At 44.6% G+C, this 24,937-nt stretch carries 19 protein-coding genes; 3 read left to right on the forward strand and 16 right to left on the reverse strand.

Features of this window, described 5'->3' with window-relative positions:
- Positions 1-333: 333 nt before the first annotated feature.
- Positions 334-1,725: a hypothetical protein gene (locus FEF09_RS06525; protein ID WP_146304377.1), complete on the reverse strand. Its 1,392-nt coding sequence runs from the start codon at positions 1,723-1,725 to the stop codon at positions 334-336.
- A 60-nt stretch (positions 1,726-1,785) separates the two neighbouring features.
- Positions 1,786-3,081, reverse strand: coding sequence for a hypothetical protein (locus tag FEF09_RS06530; RefSeq protein ID WP_146304378.1), 1,296 nt, complete (start codon positions 3,079-3,081; stop codon positions 1,786-1,788).
- A 190-nt stretch (positions 3,082-3,271) separates the two neighbouring features.
- On the opposite strand from FEF09_RS06530, the gene FEF09_RS06535 reads away from it, so the two are divergent.
- On the forward strand, positions 3,272-3,667 hold the full coding sequence (locus FEF09_RS06535) for a response regulator (RefSeq protein WP_146304379.1): 396 nt from the start codon (positions 3,272-3,274) through the stop codon (positions 3,665-3,667).
- Here the strand turns inward: FEF09_RS06535 and FEF09_RS06540 are convergent.
- The 3 genes from FEF09_RS06540 to FEF09_RS30630 form a co-directional block, all read right to left on the reverse strand.
- Positions 3,661-4,815 (reverse strand): glycoside hydrolase family 172 protein, encoded by a 1,155-nt coding sequence (locus tag FEF09_RS06540; protein ID WP_222596929.1) that lies wholly within the window; start codon positions 4,813-4,815, stop codon positions 3,661-3,663. The two genes, FEF09_RS06535 and FEF09_RS06540, sit on opposite strands and share 7 nt — an antisense overlap.
- A gap of 120 nt (positions 4,816-4,935) precedes the next feature.
- Positions 4,936-5,454 carry an O-acetyl-ADP-ribose deacetylase gene (locus tag FEF09_RS06545; RefSeq protein ID WP_146304380.1) on the reverse strand — a complete coding sequence of 173 codons (519 nt, stop codon included), beginning with the start codon at positions 5,452-5,454 and terminating at the stop codon, positions 4,936-4,938.
- A gap of 102 nt (positions 5,455-5,556) precedes the next feature.
- Complete coding sequence (locus tag FEF09_RS30630; RefSeq protein WP_186774221.1) at positions 5,557-5,730, reverse strand: hypothetical protein; 174 nt, start codon at positions 5,728-5,730, stop codon at positions 5,557-5,559.
- A gap of 118 nt (positions 5,731-5,848) precedes the next feature.
- On the opposite strand from FEF09_RS30630, the gene FEF09_RS06550 reads away from it, so the two are divergent.
- The gene (locus tag FEF09_RS06550) at positions 5,849-6,682 is read left to right on the forward strand and encodes a PA2928 family protein (protein WP_315898148.1); all 834 of its coding nucleotides are present in this window, start codon (positions 5,849-5,851) and stop codon (positions 6,680-6,682) included.
- A 103-nt stretch (positions 6,683-6,785) separates the two neighbouring features.
- Positions 6,786-7,064, forward strand: coding sequence for a hypothetical protein (locus tag FEF09_RS06555; RefSeq protein WP_146304382.1), 279 nt, complete (start codon positions 6,786-6,788; stop codon positions 7,062-7,064).
- A gap of 80 nt (positions 7,065-7,144) precedes the next feature.
- Here the strand turns inward: FEF09_RS06555 and FEF09_RS06560 are convergent, their stop codons facing one another.
- The 11 genes from FEF09_RS06560 to FEF09_RS06610 are packed head-to-tail and all read right to left on the reverse strand — an operon-like array spanning position 7,145 to position 24,378.
- Positions 7,145-8,527: a discoidin domain-containing protein gene (locus FEF09_RS06560; RefSeq protein WP_186774222.1), complete on the reverse strand. Its 1,383-nt coding sequence runs from the start codon at positions 8,525-8,527 to the stop codon at positions 7,145-7,147.
- Positions 8,528-8,558: 31 nt separating this feature from the next.
- A complete protein-coding gene (locus FEF09_RS06565) occupies positions 8,559-10,283 on the reverse strand; it encodes an alkaline phosphatase family protein (RefSeq protein ID WP_186774223.1) in 1,725 nt (574 codons plus the stop codon).
- Between the two features lie 17 nt (positions 10,284-10,300).
- Positions 10,301-11,488, reverse strand: a complete 1,188-nt coding sequence (locus FEF09_RS06570; RefSeq protein WP_146304385.1) for a delta-60 repeat domain-containing protein — start codon at positions 11,486-11,488, stop codon at positions 10,301-10,303.
- A 28-nt stretch (positions 11,489-11,516) separates the two neighbouring features.
- Positions 11,517-11,870: a DUF5008 domain-containing protein gene (locus FEF09_RS06575; RefSeq protein ID WP_146304386.1), complete on the reverse strand. Its 354-nt coding sequence runs from the start codon at positions 11,868-11,870 to the stop codon at positions 11,517-11,519.
- 18 nt (positions 11,871-11,888) lie between these two features.
- Complete coding sequence (locus FEF09_RS06580) at positions 11,889-12,569, reverse strand: hypothetical protein (RefSeq protein ID WP_146304387.1); 681 nt, start codon at positions 12,567-12,569, stop codon at positions 11,889-11,891.
- A gap of 31 nt (positions 12,570-12,600) precedes the next feature.
- Positions 12,601-14,133: a RagB/SusD family nutrient uptake outer membrane protein gene (locus FEF09_RS06585; RefSeq protein ID WP_146304388.1), complete on the reverse strand. Its 1,533-nt coding sequence runs from the start codon at positions 14,131-14,133 to the stop codon at positions 12,601-12,603.
- An 18-nt stretch (positions 14,134-14,151) separates the two neighbouring features.
- Complete coding sequence (locus FEF09_RS06590; protein WP_261387367.1) at positions 14,152-17,286, reverse strand: SusC/RagA family TonB-linked outer membrane protein; 3,135 nt, start codon at positions 17,284-17,286, stop codon at positions 14,152-14,154.
- A gap of 25 nt (positions 17,287-17,311) precedes the next feature.
- Positions 17,312-18,352 (reverse strand): DUF5007 domain-containing protein, encoded by a 1,041-nt coding sequence (locus FEF09_RS06595; protein ID WP_146304390.1) that lies wholly within the window; start codon positions 18,350-18,352, stop codon positions 17,312-17,314.
- Between the two features lie 13 nt (positions 18,353-18,365).
- Entirely contained in the window at positions 18,366-19,946 is a 1,581-nt protein-coding gene (locus tag FEF09_RS06600) for a carbohydrate-binding protein (protein ID WP_186774224.1), read from the reverse strand.
- Between the two features lie 17 nt (positions 19,947-19,963).
- Positions 19,964-21,478: a RagB/SusD family nutrient uptake outer membrane protein gene (locus FEF09_RS06605; protein WP_146304392.1), complete on the reverse strand. Its 1,515-nt coding sequence runs from the start codon at positions 21,476-21,478 to the stop codon at positions 19,964-19,966.
- On the reverse strand, positions 21,478-24,378 hold the full coding sequence (locus FEF09_RS06610; protein ID WP_146304393.1) for a SusC/RagA family TonB-linked outer membrane protein: 2,901 nt from the start codon (positions 24,376-24,378) through the stop codon (positions 21,478-21,480). Before FEF09_RS06610 ends, FEF09_RS06605 begins: the two co-directional genes overlap by 1 nt.
- Positions 24,379-24,937: the final 559 nt, after the last annotated feature.

A 24,937-nucleotide genomic window follows, 5' to 3' on the forward strand; every position in this document is an offset into this window, starting at 1 on the left:
ATATCAGGAGCTGAGGCATCATGTGCCAGCTAATGCCGCACTAAAATAGTAACACTTCCGCTGCAACAATTTCTACCCTGTAAAGCTACTGCTGCATTTCATGCACCGGCTGGAAAATTTTCCTATTGTAAAACGGGATCAACAAACGCTATCATCAATCCGGTGCGCATTTTACCTGATCAGGTAGATTTTTCATAGATAAGCCGTAGATATCCCGTATATAAGCCGTATATAAGCCATTCCTATAGATACGGCTTATATACGGGTTATCTACGGGGTATCTACGGCTTATGTACAAGACACCTTCCTGACTCAGTAAAATCTAAGTGCCTCTTAAAAACTGACTTCACCGGGATTTTTTTCATCCATAAAAGTTTCTTCCGGCAACTGATATTTATCCAGATTGGGATGAAACACTTCCATCAATACATAAAAGGAGAGATAAACGGCCATGATCATACTGCCCACATACATACCCTCTTTTCCTCTGGAAATCAGTGTAAATAACAATATCGAGATGCCATTTAATGCCAATACCAGATATACGGCTTCTTTAAACTTCCTCAGCATCGGATGTAACAGGGAACTGAAAATACAAAGTGCAGCAAAACCCAGTGCATAACCATTGGAAGAATGATATTTACTCATTGCCGACAGCAGGTAAAAACCAGTCGCAAACGCACAGACAGTACCTATACACATAATTACCATACCTATGGAAGAAGGTGTTTTGGTCAGATAGAAAACTGCATTCTCTTCTTCTGTTTCATGAACGGATGCGGCATTACTCCAGACTATTACGGGAATGATATTCAATATGATAGAATAATGCAGTACATACAGCCAGCCATTATCACTACCGATAGTGTTCATACGGCTGATAATGATATTACGCAGCAGATAGCCCGCAGCGGCACATACAGTGCCATAACAAACTACAAAGACCATCACTACATATACCGAATAATAGCCGGTTTCAAATGAGCGATATCCCATGACCTTATTAAGAAACATATTGAGGTTAAAGCCAAAGGCGGTCGCACCGAAAAGGCATACCATTGACAGAAAGAGATACAATACCAGATACTCTTTACTGTTGATGCGTTCCAGTTTTGACTTCAGTTTTTCCAGATAACCCTCTTCCGATACCAGATTATCAGCAAGGAATAAACCAGTGAAATACAAAACAGGATACAAGGCCCGGAATGGCAAAGTGAGCACTTCCCGCAGCCAGAAATCCATACCATAAAACGGATTTGTAAAGGAAAAAATGTGACTGGACAATGCAGCAGTAAAATAGGTAATGACCAATCCTACCAATGCCCGCTGCCACAGCTTCGAACCGCCAAGCAAATAAGCCCGTACTGCCAGCAATAAGAAATTGGCAGACAAAGCCAGCGCTAAGGATAAGGGACCATATGAGTGAGTTTTCGCCTTAAACCGGAAAAAAAACTCGAACGTAACCAGTCCACCCACGGCAAGTGCGAGCAGTATCATGAATGCTATTTCCTTGTACTTCTTCCGCATAAGAAATTCATACCCTGCAGCGAATGAAAAGGGGAGAAAAAACAACACAGAAGACAGGTAGTCCGGCCCGCCAGAATGGCTTTTATAAAAATTCTGCTGATGAATGTCGGCCGGAAGATGAAAAGCCAGATAAATGAGTACGGGAATCCAGATAAATTTGAGCACGCGTCTCTGGACAGCGCTGAAATAGGTTGTCATAAAAGTAGGTTATAGGGATTTTTGATAGTGTAAGTTACATACTTATATTAAACTTATTCTCTATTTAACAAGCGCAAACTGCTCCTCTCCTCCTTCAATATTATCCGGCGTGGGGTAGAAAACCTCCTGAAACACAAAAACATATTGATAAACAGTCATAAAAAAGAGGCCGACAATAGTGTCATAGCCTGCCGCAATACAAAGTAAGCAAAGCAGCACAGTGTTTACGACAGTAACGGTGATGAAAACTGAGCTATGACGGCGCAGAAAGGGATAAAGCAGCGCGCAGCAGCACAAGGTGACAGCGATCGCCATCATGGAAAAATCAGGGTTTTTGAATACCTGTATGCCCAATAAACCTGCTATGATTAACCTGCCTATACAACCTGTATACATGAGCACTGTACCAACAGATGATTTTCTCTCTGAAAGATAGCATTGCAGGTTTTCTTCAGTCGTAGTATGTATCGTCTTTTTTGTTGCAAGTGTTATTATAGTAAAGATATTGAGCGGTAGCAAATAATGCAGTACGAACCACCACGCGTTCTTCCTGCCGGTGGTCATCATTCTGCTGATAACGATATTACGAAACAGATATCCCTTTGACAGACAAGCAACCAGAAAAACGAGACTTCGTATAACCAATACAGAGATGCTGAAATAGTCCATATCAGGCATAATGCCACCCACCATTTTAACATAAACGGCCAGCAGGCTCCACCCCAGCGCCACGGGACCAAAGAAACCGGTATAGATACAGCAAAGCGACAACAACAAATACTCTTTTGCATTGATCACCTGCAATTTAGATTGGAGTTTATTCCAGTAACCGGCATTTTGCGTTACATTATCTGTAAGAAAAAGTACAGCGAAGTAGAGTACGGGCAATGCCATTTTAAAAGGCAATGTTATCAGCTCCCGCATATAAAATGGCATAACGATATTGTCAGTGAAAAGATTAATCTGTGTGAATATAGACTGCGTAAAATAAGTCGCTGACACAGCCAGTAGAGTAGTAAGCCATATATTGCGTAATTCCAGCAACCATGCACGCAGACTTAAAATAATGAAACTAAGGCCTAAGACTATCAGCAATGTACTAAAGCCATATAATATCTGCCCCTGCTGCATACGTTGACAGAATTCCACGGATCTTATCCCTACACTCACTCCGGCAAGCAGTATCATCAAAATCATATCCCGGTATCTTCCCCTCATTAAAAACTCATATGCCGGTAATAATGCCGATGGTAACAATGCCAATACCGATAAGAGATAATTAGCAGTACTATCCTTTGTTTCAGTATTCGGGCGAAGCAGGTCAACCCAGAGAAAACAACACAATACAATGATCATAGGTATCCAGGAATATCGCAATATCCGCCGTTGTTCCGCGCTGAAATAGGTAGTCATATAAAAGGCACCAGGAAATTTTAATGGTAGCAAATTACATACTTATATTTTATTTATGTAATATCAAATAAACACAAACAATCTGCTCAATATACATATTAGTACAGGGAATATCGCTACTTTTGCGGCACATATGGCTAAAAAAGTAATCTTACTGGTAGACGACGATTTGGATGATCAGGAGCTTTTCGGAGAGGCAATGTCTATAGTTGACAGTGACGCCACCTGCTATTTTGCTTCTGACGGAGAAGAAGGACTGCGCATGCTGGAGAATGAAAGCCTGGAATGTGACCTTATCTTTCTGGACCTGAATATGCCTAAAATGAATGGCAAACAGTTCCTCGCTGAAATCAAAAAGAAGAACGCCTACCGCGACATCCCTGTTGTTATTTTCTCTACTTCGTTGAGAGAAAAAGACGGTATAGAAACTGCTGAGATGGGCGCTGCTCATTTTCTTACCAAACCTTCCAGTTTTGGTGAATTGTGCAAGCAACTGGAATTGGTATTAGCCAAAGCATTGGCTCAATAAACTTCGAGTTTGTCTTTTACAGGCAGTTTCGGAAATGGCTGATGCGGTTCCGTCTGGTACCAATACACCACAGAAGAAATATCTGAATGCTGCTGCAGATAGCGGCCACCTTCCCGCCAACCGAGGTCTTGTATAGTGACTTTCAGATCTTTATCAAAACGCACCGGATCCATGATATGCCAGCGATACATACCGAATCGCTGACGCGCCCGATAAGTACCATCCGGGCGTATTACCTGATGTAAGCCGGCGTATGGTGTGCAGAACTCAGTATACTTTCCTCCCCGGTCAAAGTTGTATGATCCACAGAAATAGTCTTCGGTACCCGTACCACAGATAGTAGGAAATTTGTTATCTCCGTCCATAAAGAATTTAATCTCCCCTTCACCCCACCAACCGGAATTATTCACACCCAGCGCCATAAAAGTACCCACATACTGCCCTTTTCCTTTGATATTATCGACTAATATATAATCTGATGTTGTATCCGGATTGGTACGACGGAATTGCGCATGGAAATAAGCGGCATCATCGGGTACTTCGGTTAATGTATAGTCAACCTGATAATACAACGTCATCTGCTCTGTATTGATATTTTCCATGGTAATACGACACTTCTTCCGGAAAGGCATCATCCAGTAGCTATTGAAAGCACTTCCCGGATTGACGGTGATCGCCATTGAGTTCAACGGTGCGTATTCATTCCAGGCCATTCCAAAAAAATCTCCTACCGGACATTCTACAGAAGGTTCCTTTTCATCATCCCAATATACCCTTAAGATGGAATAACGCCATACACCGGTCGGCGTCATCCAGATGTGCTGGATCGCGCCCGGACCTGTTATTTCGGCCATCGTAAAGGTTTGTCCGGGTTTAATGATCACAAAAGGATTCACCTTCCATCCCTGCCCCAGTTCACGTGCCGGACCGGAAGCATTAGCGGTATTTGGTGCACCATCCTTCTGCGGTACTGCCATTCCACCTTTTCCTTTTTCACCGGTAAAATTCTCAGGGCTGATAGAGCGGGTCTTCGCATCGGACAAACGGTACAGGTTACCCATGTTCATATCCAGACCGTTGAATTGCTGCGCAAACAATGGCATGCAACAGCAGAGTACAAGTAATAATAACGGGAATTTTTTCATCATCTTTTGCTTTGAATATATAAAGTACAAAATGAAGTGGTAAAAAGAAAAACGCGCAGACATTTTTATCTGTCTGCGCGCTATACTTATCGGGCACTGGTTATCTGAAACACCAATACCCGCCTAATTTCTCGATAATAACTCCGAATAAATATCATAGTTTTCTTTCTCATGACACACAAATATCAGATTAGTGATCCTGTTATCCTGTGCCAGAAATTCCTTTACCGCAGCTACCGCAATTTCAGCAGCAATCTGCTTTGGAAAATGATATACGCCGGTACTGATATTCGGAAAGGCAATTGTCTCTACACCATTCTTTACAGCCAGCAGCAGGCTATTGATATAAGCGTTTCTCAGTAATCTCTTTTCCTCTTCATTCCCTTTATTCCATACAGGCCCTACCGTATGGATCACATATTTTGCAGGCAGTTTACCTGCCGTAGTAATCACAGCCTCACCAGTTGCACACCGACCCTGTTTATCTCTGATCCTCCGGCACTCTTCCAGTATTGCAGGACCACCCGCCCTGTGTATCGCACCGTCAACACCACCTCCGCCTAATAAAGAAGAATTAGCGGCATTTACGATGGCATCTGCTTTTATCTGGGTGATATCTCCCTGTATTAATGTAATCTTCATATGTCTGTCATATGTTTTATTGCCAGTCCCGTTGAATGTAAGGGCCCGTCTTTATAACTTTACGCAAATCTACAGCCGTTTTCAGATAATCTGTCTCTGTCTTCACAAATAGACTATTCTGCTGGTACTGGTTCCCTCCATATTCACCGCCGTCTTTCTGTACTGATTGATATGCTCATTCACCGTCTGACTCTGTTCCCTGATATGCTCCCGCAGACTGTCAGTCTGAGCCATTGCAGGCATTCGCGTTAACAGTAGCAGTATGATTCTAAACATAGATATAATACTTTAAAACACACCCAAATTAATAAAATTAATAACTTGTGGTCCTGTAGCGACTTTTAAATACAAATATGAATAAAACAGCAGGCTCTTAATTATTCTATCGATTTTAGTGGTTATTCTGTTTACCGCCGGTTTACTGTACATCATCTTTTCCACTATGCATGAACATAGCAGAAAAACTATACAAAGTGATGCCGTCATTTATACACAGGAAGGTAAAACAGTGCTGGCTGCCGTGTTGAAAGAATTTAACGCACATGCTGTACGTAAGGGTGGCGGCACAACCAGTGTATCCGGTTCCTCCAGTTATTATGCCTGTGCATTCGATCTGGAAAAAGGAGAAAAATTATGGAGTATTAAGCTGAACGCAAAGAATAATCTGGGGAAGAACTGGGGAGATGCAGTGTTGCTGGGACAGTCTGCTAAATATCTTTTTTTCTCCCGGAACGAACTGTATGTGATCAATAAAGAAGATGGCCAACTGGTGGCCGGTAATAAAGACCTGAAAGGTATAGCAGATAAGTTAATGAACGAAAGCTCACTATTTCCTGATTTCATCAGTAACTACCTCTACGATGATTCCCTGCAGGCAGTTGTTATAAAAGGCTCCGACGGACTGGCATATCTGCTGGATGGAAATACCCTGCAAACGCGTCCGGCACCGGGTATTAATATTGTTAAGTACTTCAATGAGAAACAACAACTGATCAGTAAGACCGCCATTAGCAATTACCACCGGCAACTGGTAACGTTCACTAAAGAGAATGGGCAATTGTATGCCTTTATGGATGACAATGATCTTGCACTACTACAGAAGGGCGAAGCCCCACCTTATGGCACCAAAGAAGCACCAAGACGCTCACTCTATACCACAGCAGCTTCCAATCCGGTTACTGACCTGAAACAAATGAGTGAAGATGTATTTCTTTTTGGTGGTTTTTGAAGGCGACAGGTATTGACAGCAGCATTTTTAATAAGAATGAACCTGGTTTTTATGAAGGTGCCTATGAACTGATCAGCAGGGTAATCAAAATACACAGACAGCATTGCGCCTGCCGGATGACGGTCATATCATACTGCACAAAGCGTCTATTGCGTCCAATGCCACCATTATGATCACAGCCGTCGATACAAGTGGCAACAAACGCTGGCATATCCCTACCAATTTCCGTAATATCAGTAAGGTATTGCAGATAAAAGAACAGTTATTTATCCTTTCCGGCGGATCAGATAACAGTAACGGCGAAGCCGGAAAAATACTGATACTATCCCTGAGTGACGGTAAAGCCAGAACGTATAATTTTAAAGAAGGCAAATTCATTTAATATTCAGAAAAAAGAAAGGCCGGCAAACTTGCCGGCCTGCGGATCTAAAACCTCCTGATTTCGAGGGAACAGGAAAAAGTTTATGGTCGCTTTAAAAGTCTCCACTCGGCCATCTGGAATAAGGTGGCATTCTTCACCGCTGTAATATTCAGGCGATAGAACTTAAAAGCTACCTGATTGGAAAAAGTATATTTTACCGTCAGGAAACGGGAACCAAAAGACTGATCTGTACGGGTATCCAACACTGTCCAGTCAGAACCATTGTCTGACCCTTCCAGCGTCCAGTTCTTAGGATCACGTTCTGGTGCATCATTAGCAGAAGTCATGGTATAAGCACCTGTAGTTATCGGTGTAGCGAATTCCAGCTGTGCCCATAAAGTAGAGAAATCAAACAACAGGAACTTGGAGTTCACATTGTTATCAATCAATTTACCAGAGGTTTCGTTTGCATTGCTGGTATTCTCATACTGTGTCTTATAACCAATATTGGTGTTGGTAATATCCGTTTCTATCAGTTTGGAAGGATCCAGTTTCATTACCACTTTGCTACGTGTCTCATCCAGCAGGTGACGGGTAGGGTTACTCAGACTTAAGGCCAGTACAGGTTTATTCAACTCATACTTTTTCAGTGATTCTGTTTTTACTACCAGATCGAATCTTGCTGTATTGCTATTGGCAGGAAAGTTCAGAGTAGAAGGAATGGTATAATCATCTCCTTCTTTCAGCAATGTAGATCCTGCCAGTGTACCATCGTCAATCAAAGCCTGCGCAGTGTCAGCGCTGGTACTGATATTCACCGCAAAAGATCCTCCGGCTACACCACCAAGCGTTACACTTACCGGCAATACTACAAAGCTGGTACCCAACGTGTGATCCGTACCGGAAGGCTGTTGCAATACACTACCGCCACCTGTAAAGAAGAGATAATGTATATCCTCCTGTCTGATCACTTCTGTTGTATTGATCAATATGATTGCCATCTTTCCGCTGGCGTCCAATGTATTGTGTTTTCCCACATCTGCGAGGCTGACAGCCAGCGCCAGTGTCTTACCGTAATACTTTTCTATCGCCTGCATGCTAACCTGCAAAGGAATAGACAGTGTATCGATACCAAACCTGACTTCAGCGGTTTTAGCCAGCTGATAATAACTCTCTTCCAGTAATACAGCGTCTCCCAGTTGTCCGGCGTCAATCATATGCCGGATCGTATCATTATTCACATGTACATCTACTGTGAATATCTTAGGCGCGGTGGCAGACAGCACGATACCGACAGGTATAGAGACGTTATCAACAGTCCGGGTGTAATTATTACCCGACGGCACCGTGATGCGTCCGTTGGTACTACGGATGGAGACATTTACCGGCGACAGTTGTTCGTCGTTAAACTTTTCATTCTTCTTGCAGGAGCATAATCCTGACAGACATAGCAGCAACAGCACAGGGAATATATTGCGACTCATATCAACGTATTTGCGGTTTTTAAATAAATGTTCAGAGGCTGGCATAAGAGGTGACCCATACCCTTCCATCCATCTGCCATTTTGTATCTGCGGCTATCTGCAGCCAGTTCAGCACCTGACGCGCTACATCTACCGGTTGTGGCACCAGTTGTGCGAGATTGGTGGCGGTACTTGGGCACATCAGATCATTAAAATCATCCCATTGATAAGCACCATGTATGACAAAGTCATGCTGGTATTCCGACTGATCTTTGAAGACACCGCCAAAGCCATCCCGGCAAGGCCAGTATCCGATCAGGTAATCCCGGTAAGGATGAGAAGATGGCAGCTCTTCCGCGCACACATAGGTCCTTATCACACTATCCGGTAAAGCGGCGCGCCAGAAACGAATCTCAGTAACATTGGCATTCAGCCAGCGATTATCATCCACCACGTTAGCCGGTACCCAACCCAATGTGAGCGGCGAACCATTGTCGAAATTGCCATAAGAGGTAATTTCCTGTTCTGTGTTGAAATTACCGTCAGTGAACAGGCGGATGAAACGTTTATTATCTCTGTTCAGGAATACTGCAGTCAGGTCATGCCATTTACCATCACTGATATTAGCGCCGGTCACCATATTGAAACCGGCACCATTCTGTCCGTAGTGTACACCCCATGCATTTGTTTCCAGAGACATACTCCAGCCGGTGTTCTTCCACCAGTCATCAGACAGGTTGTTACCAATGATATTAGGATAAGTATAGGAATAGTCGCCATAGATCGTCTTGTTCTTTTTGATCTTCAGAGCAATGGTCATTTCATTGGTCTTACCGAGATTCAGATCTTCTTTCCCCTGATTGATATCTGCATATACGGCGGTAGCAGCAGTTTTACCATACAGTCTGACAGACTTACCGGTATAACGGTTACCTGTGTAAGGGCGGTCAATAAAATTGGGCACATAACGCGGAGAATAGAAGATTGTGAAAGTATTGATCTTAGGATTGCTGAGAATCGTACCATCATCTTCTTCCGGTCTGAGTTCGTGCGGACCGCCATTACCGGAGGTAACGATCACCAGCCAGTTCTCATGTGCATAGTTCTTACGCTGCTTCAATGCGTTCATGATATTACCGATGTAATCATCTACTCTTTGGATAGCGGCTTTGTATTCCGGTACACTTACATCATAACCATATGCTTTACCAGCAGAGGCAACCTGTCCGAACTGACCGAATATGAGACCGGCGGTATCGATCTTCAATTCATCTATTATTGCCAACTCTGTCGCGTCATCATCATTTGCAAAAGTGCGGTTCACATCTGCATCGGTGATCAGCATTTTACCCAATGAGTCGGAAGCGCTGTATGCTGCAATACGAAAATCGGGCATACGGGCTTTGATGTATTTGAAGAACACCGGGTACTGTGACAGCCGGTTATCACTGAAATCACTTTTTACCACACCATGCTTTTCTTTGCGCACACCTGTCAACAGATCTGCCCATGCGGTAGCAGACAGATTCAGTGTATCACTGATGCTATTCCATGAATAGATTGCATTATCTCCCAGCATCTGTAAATGAGTCGCCTGTGCACTTCTTACAGATTCACCCCGTGCTCCGTCTACGACCAGAAACAGTATTTTAGGCTGTCTGCCTGTCACACCGGTTGTATCTTCATATTCCCTGTTTTCCAGCATCCGGTCATAGCCTTTGTTACAGGCTACACAAAGTACACCGATGATGATGGTCAGCCATCTGAGCTTCTTCATATATGCGGTTAATTTTATCATTTAAATAACAGGCGGACTACATTACTGATCTCTTTTTCATTGAAACGGTTGAATCGTCCCATGAGCAATGCCTGTGTTTGTCCGGAAGAGTTGATTGTCTCGAATACTTTGGAAAGGTTGCCGGAGAAGTCACCGGTATTGTTGTAACCCTGAGCCAGTTTGCCCGTATTATCCAATACCATGAAGCCACTGCGATGCACACCGTCATAGCGGTTGAAATTACCGTTGACGATCACCATGCCATTACTCAGCTGCTGTGCGCACCAATAATTTTCATTACTGGCTTTACCCCGCACATTGAACTGCGGATCAGGTGTACCGTCTGCTTTCAGCATAACCAATCCACTGGCAGGCGCATTATCAAACTTGATAAAACTGCCGGATAGGATGAACCGCTGCGTAGTTTCATTGAAACGGATAGAGAGAATAGAGTTATCTGCCCCACCACCGCCAAAGCCGGGATCCAGACTTCCATCTACATTGATGCGGGCGATATATGGCGCCGGTTGCCCGTTATAGCGGGTAAAACGTCCTACAATAATGATCTTCCCGTCTGCCTGCTGATAAGCATCTGCAATAGGGCCGTTAGGGCCATCAAAACTTCTATGGCGCGTCAGGTCATAATTGAAGGATGAATCCAGAGAACCGTCCGGAAGGAAACGAACCAGCTGGCGTACCAGCACACTGTCTGTGATCAGGGAATCTCTTTCTTTCAGGTAATCAGATTTACCATATATAAACTGCAGGTAGTAATTGAAGCCACCTATTGCGGTAATGCGGTTATTATGGACAAACAGTTTAGAGATACGGCCGTCAGTACCACCGTTGAAAGCTGGCACGGTGTCTTTGCCTGTAAAAGTGGTCACGCTCACAGAATCGATTGAGCCATTGCTGTTTAGTACTGTGATATTATGGATCTCCGCCTGATGAATATCATAAGAGGCAAAATTGCCGCCCACTACAAGTTTACCACTAGGCAAAGCTGCAATACTATTCAGGGAACCATCGGCGCCTCTTCCTGATTGCAGACTACGATCCATTTCTCCATCTCTGGAAGTGAGTACGATCCGGCTGATAGGTCTTACAATGCCTTTACGTTCATAATCCAGAAAATCTCCTATCAGTAAAAGCCGGCCGTCTGCATAACGATACACATCATTCACCCAGTTGTTGGCGCCTACCACTACTTTGTAGTTAGGGTCAATATCCAGATTACCTCTTACTCTGAAGAGCGGACCAAAAAATCTGGTCTCCGATGGTAGCGGAAGTTACGCCTGTACTGGCGGCAACGGGTACCTTTACCTGTATGCCGGCGGAATCTACTTTCACAATTTCACCCGGTTCTCCATTGAAATTGAAAAGCAGGGCATCCTTATGTTTTACGAGTCCTTTCCCTTTAAAGGTGATCACCGTACCCGGTGCTGCTTCTGAAGGCGCTGGTATTTCCGTACTGAGTTGTACACCCAGTGGTTCCTTTCCACCAGCATAAGGATCTTCGTATTTTTCATCTTTCTTGCAGGCGCCAATGGCAAGCATCAGCAGCACTGCTGTTGTTATTCTTCTCATGTGATACTGACTTTTTTATTAACCTCCGTTTTCCATTGCAGCGATCACATCGGAGACAAAGAGATATGAGCTAAAACCGAAATAAAGATGATTGTCATTGATCGTATGCACCACACCATTATAGGTGGTGATATTACAGGAAGCAATACGTTCAATGATCCAGTTTTCCTTTGGCTTTGCCGGATCCGGTATCCATGCAAGCGTCAACTGGCGGTAGCCAACATATTTCACCCCATTATCATCATTATAGATAACACCGATGTTCATAGGTGTACCAAACCATGACAGGTATCCTTGTCCGGGATAGGTATTCAACAGGTTGTAATCTATCTGTGGATAATCTTTCAGCTCATTGGCACCGTGGAACATGTACATCTGCAGATACTTCTGCCAGATGCGCTGTGGTACATCAGCGAGCGTTTTTATTGTGTCATATCCCTGATAATACAGGTTGTAATTCAGTTCACGTACCAACCGGAGTATGCTTCTATCGGTCGGGGCAAAAAAGGTCAGGGTATCACTTTTGAATACCTCTTCCATTCCTGCCAGTCTCACTACTGTGGCCAGTGAATCAAAATAGAGCGGAACCGCATCGAGGTAATCCATGGTTGTTCCTTTAAAAGCAGGATCATGCTTGCCTGAATCCTGAAAGTATTCATCTTTTTTACAGGCAGTGAATACCATAAAAAAGGCTGTCATTAAACAGAGTATTGTCCGCATAAAACAGTTTTTATCTTAACCAATAGTTGTTCAGTTGCATATAAGGGTTATTATCCAGTGCGCTGGTATTGATAGGCCATGTCCAGCCACCATTGTCAAACTGCGCCTGTGTGAGCGGATAGTAACACCATTGTTGATTCATAACACGACCAGTACGTACCAGATCGAAATAGTAATGACCTTCCATCATCAGTTCTTTTGCTCTTTCTGTGAAGATGGCGTCCTTGAGTGCTTGTCCGCCGCCACCCTGATATACAGGTGTTTTGGCACGCTGCCTGATCATATTCATCATCCTGATGGCTTCGGCAGTCTGTGTCTCGCCCAGTTCTGCAAGTGCTTCAGCTCTGAGCAGAATGGCCCCTGCATACCGCAATACGATCAGGTTGTTATCCACATTCACGTCTGAATTACCCTGTTCATAAAGGCTGTTATACTTGAGGAACATGAAAGTGCCGTCATTGGCAAACATCTGTGAGTCAAACCACATCTCTATTCTTGCATCAGGTATACCTGAAGGATAGAGGCGTCGCAGGTACTCTGCGCGGAAGTAGGTAAAACTGTATTGGTGATTGTAGGCCGGGCGTTTATACGGGTAATGCACGACAAACTCAGACAGATCATTCCATTTTTCTGCCAGTCCTTCTCCGTAGTTGGAACTGATCACGATATCAAACAGGCTTTCTCTTGAGCGGCCTTTGAAGATGGTGAATGACTCTTCAATAGGCAGCAATGTATAAGCACCACTTTTGATCATCTGATCACCCAGATCGGCGGTAGCCTGATAATGTTGTTGTGCGTTGGCTTTATCGAATCCGGCGTTCCACATGTGTAATTCCATCAGCAGACCAATAGCTGCACCTTTACTGGCTCTTGCTCCCTGATAGGCAGGTTCTGTAAATGACCATGGCATATCATCCAGCACGGCAGTCAGCTCAGAGATACAGTTATTAACAACGTTGACCATTTTCTCCCTTGGCAAGGGTGCTTCATGATAGGCGTCTGTATAATAAACCACATCGCCCCACATTCTCACCATGATGAAATAGCTCAGACAACGCATGAATGTTGCTTCTGCTTTATAAGCCTTTTTACGGGCTTCTGTCAGATCAGGTATCTGACGCCTGTCTACTTCGTAAATAAGGATATTACAGGCCTGTATGACACGATAATAGGGCTTCCAGTCTGCCATATTATACAGATCGAAAATGTCCCAGAATTCCTTCCCTGCGGGTCTGTAGATAACGGAAATAAGGTCATTCTTGGCGATATACTCCACAAAGGTCCTGTCAGCTCCATCCCCTTTGGGCGACATCGCCAGCATACCTCCCCGGGCTTCTCCTGCCATAGCGAACAGAGGACAGGAACCCGTTACATCTCTGAAAAGGCCATAGATGTCCCAGGCATTGTCTTCTACATCTTTCGCTGTTTTGAAGAAGGTATTTCCTGACAGCCGGTCCAGTGGCTCTACATTCAGGAATTTTTTACACCCGTACTGACTGATCAGCAGTAAACAGGTCGTGATATAAATAAACCTCCGGATCATAGCAATACATTTAAAACTTTAGAATTCTACATTCAATCCCACGTTGTAACTGCGGGCAATCGGATAACCTCCTGACTGATCGCGTCCCATTGCGGATACGTTCTCCGGATTAGGGCCGCTGTATGGCGAGAAGGTGATCAGGTTATTGCCTGACATATACATGCGCACAGAATTGATACCATAGCGGTTGGTAAATTTCCTGTTCACGAGGTAAGCAATCGTCATGGTATTGACCTTGAAATACGAGCCGTCTTCCTGTATGAGTGTCTGGTCATAGCGGTAAGGCCTGATATCATTGTAACGTTTGTAGTCAAAAGGATTCGGATAATGTGCGGTAGAACCGGGGCCTTTCCAATAATCCACATCACTGAAATCAACCATTGCTTTAGGATTGTAAGGGTCTCCCAGAAACTGCATTCTTTCAGCAAATGCATTGTTCAGAATGTCGCGGATAAGGGTAAAAGAGGTACTGATGTTCAGGGAGAAATTCTTCCAGTTCACATAGGACTGTATACCACCGGTGATCAGGGGTTGTGAATTACCAGCAGCTACATAATCGTTTGCATCGAGGATATAGTTACCATCCACATCCTTCCAGATAGGATCACCCGCTTTGAAATAGGTACCATTGGAAGTACGGTAACGCTGACCCGTAGCAGGATCAACAGGAACATCTGCGTCTGAGGCATACACACCTTCCGTTTTCAGCAGATAGTTGGTCAGACTGTTTCTGCCCACCCGGAAGAGTGTATGCTGACTGGTGGAGTTGTCATACTGTACCAGCTGTCTTGCCCCATTCGGGAGACTGGTCAGTACGTCTTTGTTCAACGCCGCATTCAGGGAGAGCGTCCACTGAACTTCACTGGTACGGGGCAGCGGACGGAAAGTAAGGGTCAGTTCATATCCGTAGTTGATCAGTGAAGTTTCATTGGTGGTGATCTCGTTGAAACCTGTGATATTGGACAGCGATTTTGTACGGAGGAGGTTCTTCACGGTCTTATAATAAGCGTCGAAGATCACCTCTATCCTGCTGTCAAAGAAACCGGCCTCAAAACCGCCGTTATACTGTGTAGTCGCTGTAGGTTGCAGGTATGTATTAGGCAACTGATTGAAGTTAATACCAAGGCGGGGATTGGCATTGTACGTACCTCTCGGATCGTAGGTACCATAGATAGAAAATATGTCGCCGGACGGAACGATGTTCTGTCCCCAGCTACCGCGCAACGAACCATAGGTCAGCCAGCTTTTATCGCTCAAAGCGGCCTCTTTGTTAAAGTTCCATCTGATACCAATGGCGGGATTCTTAGAGTATGGATCTTCAAAACCGGAGCTGGATGTACCATCCATTCTGTAACTGAAGTCCACTACATACTTCTGTTTGTAGTTGTAGGAAAATGTTCCTGCAAAGGAGGCCACATGCTGTTTGCTGTAGTTATCCAGGAGGCCCCCTCCACGGGAAGCATATCCATCATAACCGAGTGGTCCTTCGTATTGGTTATTCGGCGTTTTCTCCTGCCGGATCACCTGCGCCTGGAAGCCACGGTTATAGAATTCGTTAAATGCGGAGATAAAGAAGTTATGGTTTGTATTTACAACACGGTTATAAGAAATTGTGTTACGGTTGTACAAGGTAAACTTGCGGTCGTTATACGCATAGATCTGGGAGAAGTCATTATTGGCTTCCGCCGGTGTGAAGCGGTCTTCCGTATTGGAAGCGTATTCATAACTCACACTGGATCCGAGATTCAGGCCCGGCACCAGCTGATAGCTGACATCCAGACTACTACGCACGTTACCTGTTTTATTATCATTACGCGTATTCAAAGCAGCTAAAACGCCGGCGGTACTCTGGTAAAATGATGGACCGGGCAACAATGAGGAAGCCGATGCATTAGAAGAGACGCCACTTTGTGTCAGGCCATTCCCATTCCCTTTGTTTCTTCTACCTACCTGTGTGGATAAAGTAGTGAATACACGCAGTTTGGTATTAGGCTGATAGAGCATATTGGTATTGATGGAATACCTGTCAAAGCCTGTATTGCGGATCACACCATTCTCATGATAGTATCCCAGATCCACTTTATAGTTGAATTTAGGATCACCACCGCTGATGTTCACGTTATGCGTCTGGTTGGCGGTAGTAGCGTAAAATACATCCTGCCAGTTGGTAGAATTATTATAGTAAGGATTCAGACTGTCTGCCAGAAAAGGTTTGGTAGAGATCTGGTAGATGTCTTCCATATTGCTGCCACCATTGATCATACCGAGGCGGATCCTTCTTTCTTCTTTACCACCGATGGTAGGACGTAATTTCGGTGGGTTATTCACAAAGAAGTTACCGGTATATCTTACCAGTGGGATCGGAGAACTACCACGACGTGTGGTGATCAGGATCACACCATAAGCACCCCGGGAGCCATACAATGCGGTCGCCTGAGAATCTTTCAGGATCTCCATGCTTTCGATGTCTTCCGGAGGGATGAGGGACAGCGGACTTACACCGGGACCTGCAGACTGGTATCCATATTCGAAGTTAGCATCCGCTTCTACGGGTACCCCATCGATCACATATAACGGCGAGGTTGGTGACAGAAATGCGTCATTACCATTACCAGATACACTGATATTGGATAAACCCCTGATCTGTATCAGACCGCGACCACCGGGAGTACCGGTATTATTCTGGATATTCAGCCCTGCCACACGACCCTGTAGTAATTGCTCTACGTTGGATACGGGAACGTCCTGTAATTCTTTACCACTTACGATCACCGCAGAACCGGTGGTTACCTCTCTTGTCTTTTTCTGATAACCGATAACGATCGCCTCATTCAGCTTGTTTTCTGTTACCACCAGACGGATCACCAGATCACGTTTATCTTTCATTTTGATCTTATAATCAGAGAAGCCGATATAGCGGAATACCAGTTGGGCATCCGCCGGAACAGCTACAGAGAATGAACCATTTGCACTGGTTACACCCACCGCTTTGGGAGGTGTACCTGCCATGATACTCACCCCTACCAGCGGTTCATTTGTCTGGGCATCCCTTACTATACCTTTGATCTGCACTTTCTCCTGTGCCTTTAATAAGATCGGCAACAGCAACAGGAGTATCCATCCTGAAAATTTATACATACGCTTACCTTGCATAGCGATAGATTTTTGTGTTGATAACTCATTCATCCCTGAACCGGGGATTGTTCCTGAAATAGAAAATGATTTCCCAGTCACCTTTCTGATAGATGTTGAAGTTGAGATCCAGTACACCTGTCTGACGGACATTACCAAATGCTACGCGTGTGAAACTGAATTTCACATAAGCCTGAGAACCGTCGCCGTTGGTATATCTTGTTCTGAACCGCATTGCCGGTATTGGATAGGCAACCTGATAGGTGACTTCTGTTGTTGTCATTTTTTTATCAAAACCATGCATCAGAGAATCCCAGGGAGTCAGGTTGAATTTCGCCGGATCTATAGGCAATGAGTCTTTATCCATAAACTTGAATGACAGCGAGTTGCCAGTGCCTTTTTTATGGAAGAACACCCTTACACTATCGCCTTTCAGGTCAAGGTTGGTATCATCATCCACCATACTATACACACCCGGATGATTGTAGATCAGCTCAAACTGAGATGAGTCATTGGGATTGGGGTAATTGGCGCGATGTATGCCGGTCACCGCATCATACTCGTAAGGCGCATAAGGCTGTTCTCTCATCGGCATCAGCGAGAGATTCTTATAGGTATTCGTACCACCGGAATTGGTTGCTTCTACATCAAACAGGTAACCGGAGTCAGGCTGGTGACGCATATTCGACTGGATAGCTTCTGCCCATAGTACGAAGTCGCCGGAAGTGGGCCGGATTTCAAATATGGGATGACGCTCTACAGCGCGTTTATTTTCTATTTCTGCCAGTGACTTTTCCTCACCGGTATAAGCGGATTTCCAGACCAGCACATCTGCCTGTTGCTCGAAATCGCTGGCTGGTTTACCATCTTTTTTATACCGCACATTGAGGATACGGAAACCGATAGGTGTAGTTGAATTATCTGTGTTAAAGATCTGGGAATACAGGGTGGTTCTTCCCAGTATGGGAGCAAATACCTTCTGATTATATACTGCCCGCTGGCTGAGGAAGTCGAGATCGTCTGCCGCCCATTTCCGGCAGGCGAAAAGCAACAGGAGCAATGATAAAAATAGTAAGCTTTTCCGCATGGGTGTTGATATTTTAGTTTAAAGGCCGGAAAGTGACAGACTTCACATCAAAGCCGTCGTGGTCTACAAAGAAGCGCATCACATGTACTCCCTTTGTGAGGAAGACGCTGGTAGCGATATTCTGCCGTTTGTGGTATCCACCCGTATTAGGTACTTTTAGTTGTCCGGTCACATCTTTGCCATCAAATTCGAGGTGGAATATGCCGTTGGTGCCTTCAGAACCGACGAGTATAAATGTGTTGTAGGTACCCGTTTCTTTTACATTGACAGTATAGTTCAACCATTCGCCGGTAGAGTTCCATCCCACCTGATAACCTCCGCCTTCATTCTTGGCGAAATCGATATCCACACCTTCAGATTGTCTGTACTTATTACCTTCATTCTTTGTGTTGGTATCGTGGTAGCCAACGCCTTCTCCACCCGGGTCATAATCTTCCAGAGCAATAACTCCCGGTATAGGCATGGGTGCGTTCTTTAATACAAATTTGAGGAAGCGCAGGTCGAAGTTGGCAAAGTCAAAATAGACCTTCATCAGATGCCGGCCTGCTGTCAGCTGAACAGTAGTGGTAATATCCCGGAAGTTATCATAGCCACCTGAACCGGGCATCACGACAGAACTACCTACGACAGGACGCCCATCCATTTCCAGATGCACCCGACCATCATCACCGCCGCTACCATAACGTAAAGTCATATCATATGCGCCGGTTTCTGTTACTTCTACAGTGTAATCCATCCACTCTCCGGTTTCGGTCCATCCTACTTTCAGTCCGCCCTCGCCGGCAGTTGTGATATCTACCTGATCGGCAGGGCGATACTGGCCACCCTGATTATTCAGGGAGAAATCCAGATAGGCAACTTTATTACCACCGCGGTTGTATTGTTCCAATCCTACTACTCCCGGTATATAGAATGGATAATCATTCCATGGAGAAGAAACTGTTGGGTTCATTCTGGGGATGAATTCATCAAATCCGAACATGTGGTCCTTTTCCAGCACGTTGACATAACCATTTTTAGTAACGATATCAAGCGCCACTGTAGTTGCATTGCTCCAGCGATTGGTATAGATCACACCTTTTGTATCGCTGTAGGTGATGATACCAGGTCCGCCGCTGACGTGCCCTTCTGCATCTGTGCGTTTAAACTTACCGTGCATGGGATAGTTGTATCGGATAGTTGTTAATCCGAGACCATCCTGTAAAGTCATTACGTGCGAGGAGAATGTATCTCTTACAAAATACCGGCATACCAGTGTGTCCAGCTGTTCATAGGGTATTGTGTTGATAAACATATGTGCTCTTCCCTGTATGGTACGCAGGGTATTCATATTCTCGATAGCCTGTCTGAAACTGGCATCGGTAGGTGCAAATACTGTATATAAACCGTTCTTCAGTGTATCTGTCAGGTGTACCCTTTCGACTGCGAGCAGGAATGAATCGTACTGATGTTGACTTTTCAGGAAATCGTAAGTGGTACCATCAAACTCCTGCAGCTGATTCTCATAACCATAGTACCCACTGTCCTTTTTGCATCCGCCATAGAGCAGCACGATACAGATACACAGAGCCAGCAGATTTTGGATGTTCAGCATGTGTTTTATTTTTTTAATCATTGCCAATAAGGATTCTGGGTGATCAATGGGTTCTGTTTTATAACATCGTCTGCCACCGGCCAATAGATGCCACCTTTAGCGATCAGTTCCATGAAAGCAGGATCATTCTGTTTGATCTTGTTATAGCGGATCAGGTCAAACCAGCGCCAGCCCTCTCCCATCAGTTCTTTCCGACGTTCCCGGAAAATGGCGTCAATCAGATCACCTTCTCTTGCAGCATCATATCTTTTGATTTTACGCAGGTCCCTGATGGTATTCAGGAGGTCAATCGCTCTTTGTTGTTCGCCAATAACGGCCAGTGATTCTGCCTGCAGGAGGGCTATATTTTCAAGACGGGTGATGATGATCGTACTGGAATAGATCCTGAAAGAAGGATCCGAAGTATTACCATCCTGAATCACTTTTATTTTATTGAAAATGGGTATCTGGCTGTTGAAGTTGGCAAAGTAGCGTTGGGAGGTGGGTACACCGGTAAGGGTATCCAGACTGAAACGTTCATCCGATGGCCGATCAAAGACAGAAAGGATGGTGTCTTTGGGTACATAGATATCCGGCAGTGCTTTATTCACCACAGGGGCTGCAAGCGTCAGTTCTTCGAGATGTCCGGAGAAGGTAGCGTCTACATGTCCCCAGTCAAAGTTGAAAGCCAGTATGTGATTGTCTTTTTTCCATTTGAAAAACCCGTTACTGTTAACCAGTTCATCTGTATTGATATAATAGCTGCCACCTTTTGAATAATTATCCAGTACGAACTGCGCGTATACGGATGCATCCACATACTTGCCCTGCCACGCTGCCACATGCGCCAGAATAGCGTAAGCAGTATGCTTACGGGCCAATACACCTGACCAGCGGGTATCCGTTTCGTTGTAATAACTACCGGATTGCTGAGGATCATTGGCGCTGTATTTATAAGGCAGATCAGCAGCTGACTGTACCAGTTCTTTCTCTACAAATGCCAATACATTTTCTTTACTTTCTCTTGCCTTATTGGCAAATTCACCATCATGAGAAGCGGTGATCAGAGGTACATCTCCCCATACAGACACGAGGAAGAAATAAACATAGGCACGTATACAGCGCATCTGTGCGATATCTACCCGCATATTCTCATCCGAGTATTTGGGGTCGCGGGCTTTGACTTCACCTACATGTTCGAGAAACATGTTTGCCGCATTGATCACCGCATAGAAGCGACGCCAGTTAGACAATTGTTCCAGCAAAGGATAGGCGGCCCGAAGATCATTACGAATGAGGGCTTTCATATCCTGTCGTTGTATAGCGAAGAAATCTCCTTTACGGAATTCACCATACATCCACCACGCATTATTATCTGCCATAGCGGCACGTAAGAGTCCGTATACGCCAATAAGCGCTGTACGGGTATCCTCATGCGAGTTCCAGAAGTTTTCTTCTGATACTGCGTGAGAAGAGTGAATATCGAGCAACTTGTTACATCCTGTGAGCACAGTCGTGCAACAACAAATTGTTATAAGCAATAGTCTTTTCATCAGAGATCCATTTTAAGTCCTATGGTATATGTCCTGGAAAGCGGCAGTGAATAGCCGGTATCAAAGCCGTTGAAGTCCACCAGTTCAGGATCTCCACCAGTATAAGGAGTGATGGTGAACAGGTTGGTAGCGGTAGCGTAGATAGCCAGTCCGTTGATTTTGCCTTTTTTATTCCACCATTTTGCGGTGGTCAGGTCATATTGCAGCGAGAGGTTGCGCAGTTTCAGGAATGAGCCATTTTCAAGGAAAAGATCCTGATCTATGCGATAGGCATCTACCGTGCTCCATGGATTATACAGGGGGTATTTGTCGTAGTTGCCCACTTTACTCCAGAAGGTAATTTCTTTTACAGCACTCATATCGATCTTTCCTTCTCTGTTAATAAAGTCGAAACGGTCGGCGACTTCGGCATTCATTACTTTACGGCCCAGAGTATAGTAGAAGGACAAGCCAAGTGTAAACCCGCGCCAGTAGAAGTCACTGTTAAAGCCGCCTGAAATCACCGGTAGCACATGTCCTTTTAGCACTTTGTCTTTGTCATCAATGATGTAATCTCCGTTCTTGTCTTTCCAGCGAGGATCACCCGCCTGTAGGGTAATACCTTTATAATTCAGTTTCTTTCCTTCTGCACTGACAGGAATTTCACTATCGCGGTTATAGATACCATCGTTTTCCAGTACCCAGTACTGATCGATCGCATGCCCCACACGCAGTAGTTTACTGCCGTTGGCTACAACCAGTTCTTCCCTGCCATCAGGTAAAGCCAGCAAGGTATTTTTATTATAGTTGAGGGTAATACCGGGTGTCCATTGCAAAGCGCTTGTTGCAGGCAGTACACTGGCTTTTACCCCGAGGTCTATACCACGGTTGCGGACGTCCATACCGTTTTTGTAGCGGAAGTTGTATCCGTATTCGGCGGCGAATGGTACACCAAGCAACATGTTATGATCTTCCTTGTTGTAGAGGTCAAGTGAAACCTGTAATCTGTTTTTGAGGAATGCGCCCGTCAGGTTTACATTCAACTGATCTGCGTAAGGCCAGGTAATACCATAACCGATATATCCGGAGGAATATGCTCTGCTGATTCCGGGGAAACCGTTATAGGAGAAACGAACCGGATTGTTGCTGAAGGACATATCTGACGTGTACTGTGAGCCTTCCCCGAAGCGATCATCAGGCATCAGGCGCCCGATTCTTCCCCAGCTGGCTTGCATTTTCAGGGCATCGATGCTGTTCTGTTCTTTCAGCCAGATATTCCTGATATTGACACCAGCAGTGAATGTAGGTGTGTATAACCACCAGTTGTCCGGCTGTGCACTGGAAGAACCATCTGCGCGGACCAATACGGAGACATCCAGTTGATCGTTGTAGGAGTAAGCGGCACGACCGTAGAATGACAACAAACGCGCGCGTTGTTTATCCAGAAAAGAGAAGATCAGGGCGTGGTTGAAGGATTTTGGAGACAGATATTCTGACTTGAGGATATCGGAATGCAGCAGATTGATACGGATCAGGTCATTCGGACCTTTGTATGCGTATGCATAGTTGTAGCGATGATAATCTGCCTGAAAGCCTTGACCAGCTTCTACGCTGAGGCGATGTTTCTCATTGAAGGTATGATTGTACTGGATATTGTTATTGAAGAACACCCGTTGATTATATCCGAAGTAGTTAGACAGATAATTCACTTTCTCCAGCAAGGTGCTTGGATAGAAGAGATCACGCAGTCCTTCGTTATAATCAAAACCGAACATGGAGTTCACCTGCCAGCTATCGCCCAGTTTAACATTTACTTTGAAATACCCATTTACTTCATTGGTTTTATTGTCATCGAATGATTTCTGAAACTCATTCAGGTACTGGCTGTAGTAGTTTTTATTGGGAGGCAAAGGACTGCTGAGATCAGGTATGTATTGCATTTCTGCAAAGCGGTCACGCAACCATGAGCTACGGGTTCTTTCCAACCGGGAGGCACTGATCATAGATGATATGGTCAATCCTTTCAGTGGGACCATGTTTATTTCAAACATGGCATTGTAGCGATCCATCTTGCTGTCATCGGCTGTATTGGCGGAACGTTGGTTACCTGCTGCGAACATGAAATTAGCGCGGTCTGTTCCACTGGAAAGACTGGCGTTTACACCATATACCGGTCTGTTTTTAAAATAGAGGTCTGTCCAGTTGGACGGGCCATAGTAGGCATTATTGGTGGAATCGCGCAGATAGAGTGGATATGTCTGCAGTTGTTCTGTAGTCGCATATTTATCATAGAAACGCTGCCGGAAATCGTTTTCAAATTTAGCGTTGGTGGTGTAGACATGCGGCCGCTGCACCATACCAAAATAGGTGTTGAAACTTATTCTCCGGCGACCTACTACCGGAGCTTTTGTAGTAAGCAGTATGACACCGCCATTCACTGCACGCGGTCCGTACATGGCTGCGCGTCCAAAGTCTTTCACCACTTCGATCTTTTCGATGTTGTTCAGATCTATAGATGAAAGCAGGTTGGTATTAGGTCCGAGGTGATTATAACCAAACAGTTGGATATCAAAAGTAAAGGGATGGTCCATGATCAATGGAATACCATCGAGTATAACTGTAGGTTGCGACTCATAAATATCTTTACTACTGATGAAGGGGATGGCAGCACCCCTCAATGCTATACTGCTATAAGCGCCCTGTTCTCCACTTGGTTCCTGTATATACACACCCGCTGCATTGCCTTTCAGCAACTGATGTAGTGAGGAATATGGATAAGTATTTTCACGCTCCACTGAAATAGAATCGGCCTTTGTTACACGGACCTGTGGTCTGTGTAATTTCGCTGTATCCTGCCCTGACAAAAGGTTTGGGCAATACAGTGCCAGGCACGAAATGAAGATCCGTACAAGTACACGCATAAGGTAAATAATTTAAGACAGGCAGAGTTGATCACATCAGCGCATAGCGATGAGTAATCGATTACATCATGTATTATAAACTGGATTGCCGGAAGCGCACAACCAAAGTCATTGAGCCTTCCATCAGCATGTGCTAAAAGAGGTGTTTATACTAGAGATCAGGGTGAACAATACGCTCCGGACCCGTGGAAACTATAACGTGAAATAGATGATGATGCAGTTTTTCTGCATTGGGATAGTATCTCCTAACTGTTGTATAAAACGTTTTAGCTAGTGCTTTTCATTAAAATAAATTGTGTTTAGGTTTTAGAAAAAAATGATTTTGGCTGTTGATGCTTTGCGAAGTTGCTGGTTACTTATACTCCTGTTAATTCAAATTTTTTAGATCCTGCTACAATTTTTCTACGGTGATTATTAGGTTGAATATAGTGCGATTAACTAAACTTCTTCAATTTCATCAGGGCTCGCTAACGGGAATTTATAACATACCGGACAATGCTGTTTGCATTTGTGCCTTCATTACGATTCAAATATAATGAGCCGTCTGATAACTTTTTAA

The sequence above is a fragment of the Chitinophaga pinensis genome (assembly GCF_007896845.1).
GTDB lineage: Bacteria > Bacteroidota > Bacteroidia > Chitinophagales > Chitinophagaceae > Chitinophaga > Chitinophaga pinensis_C.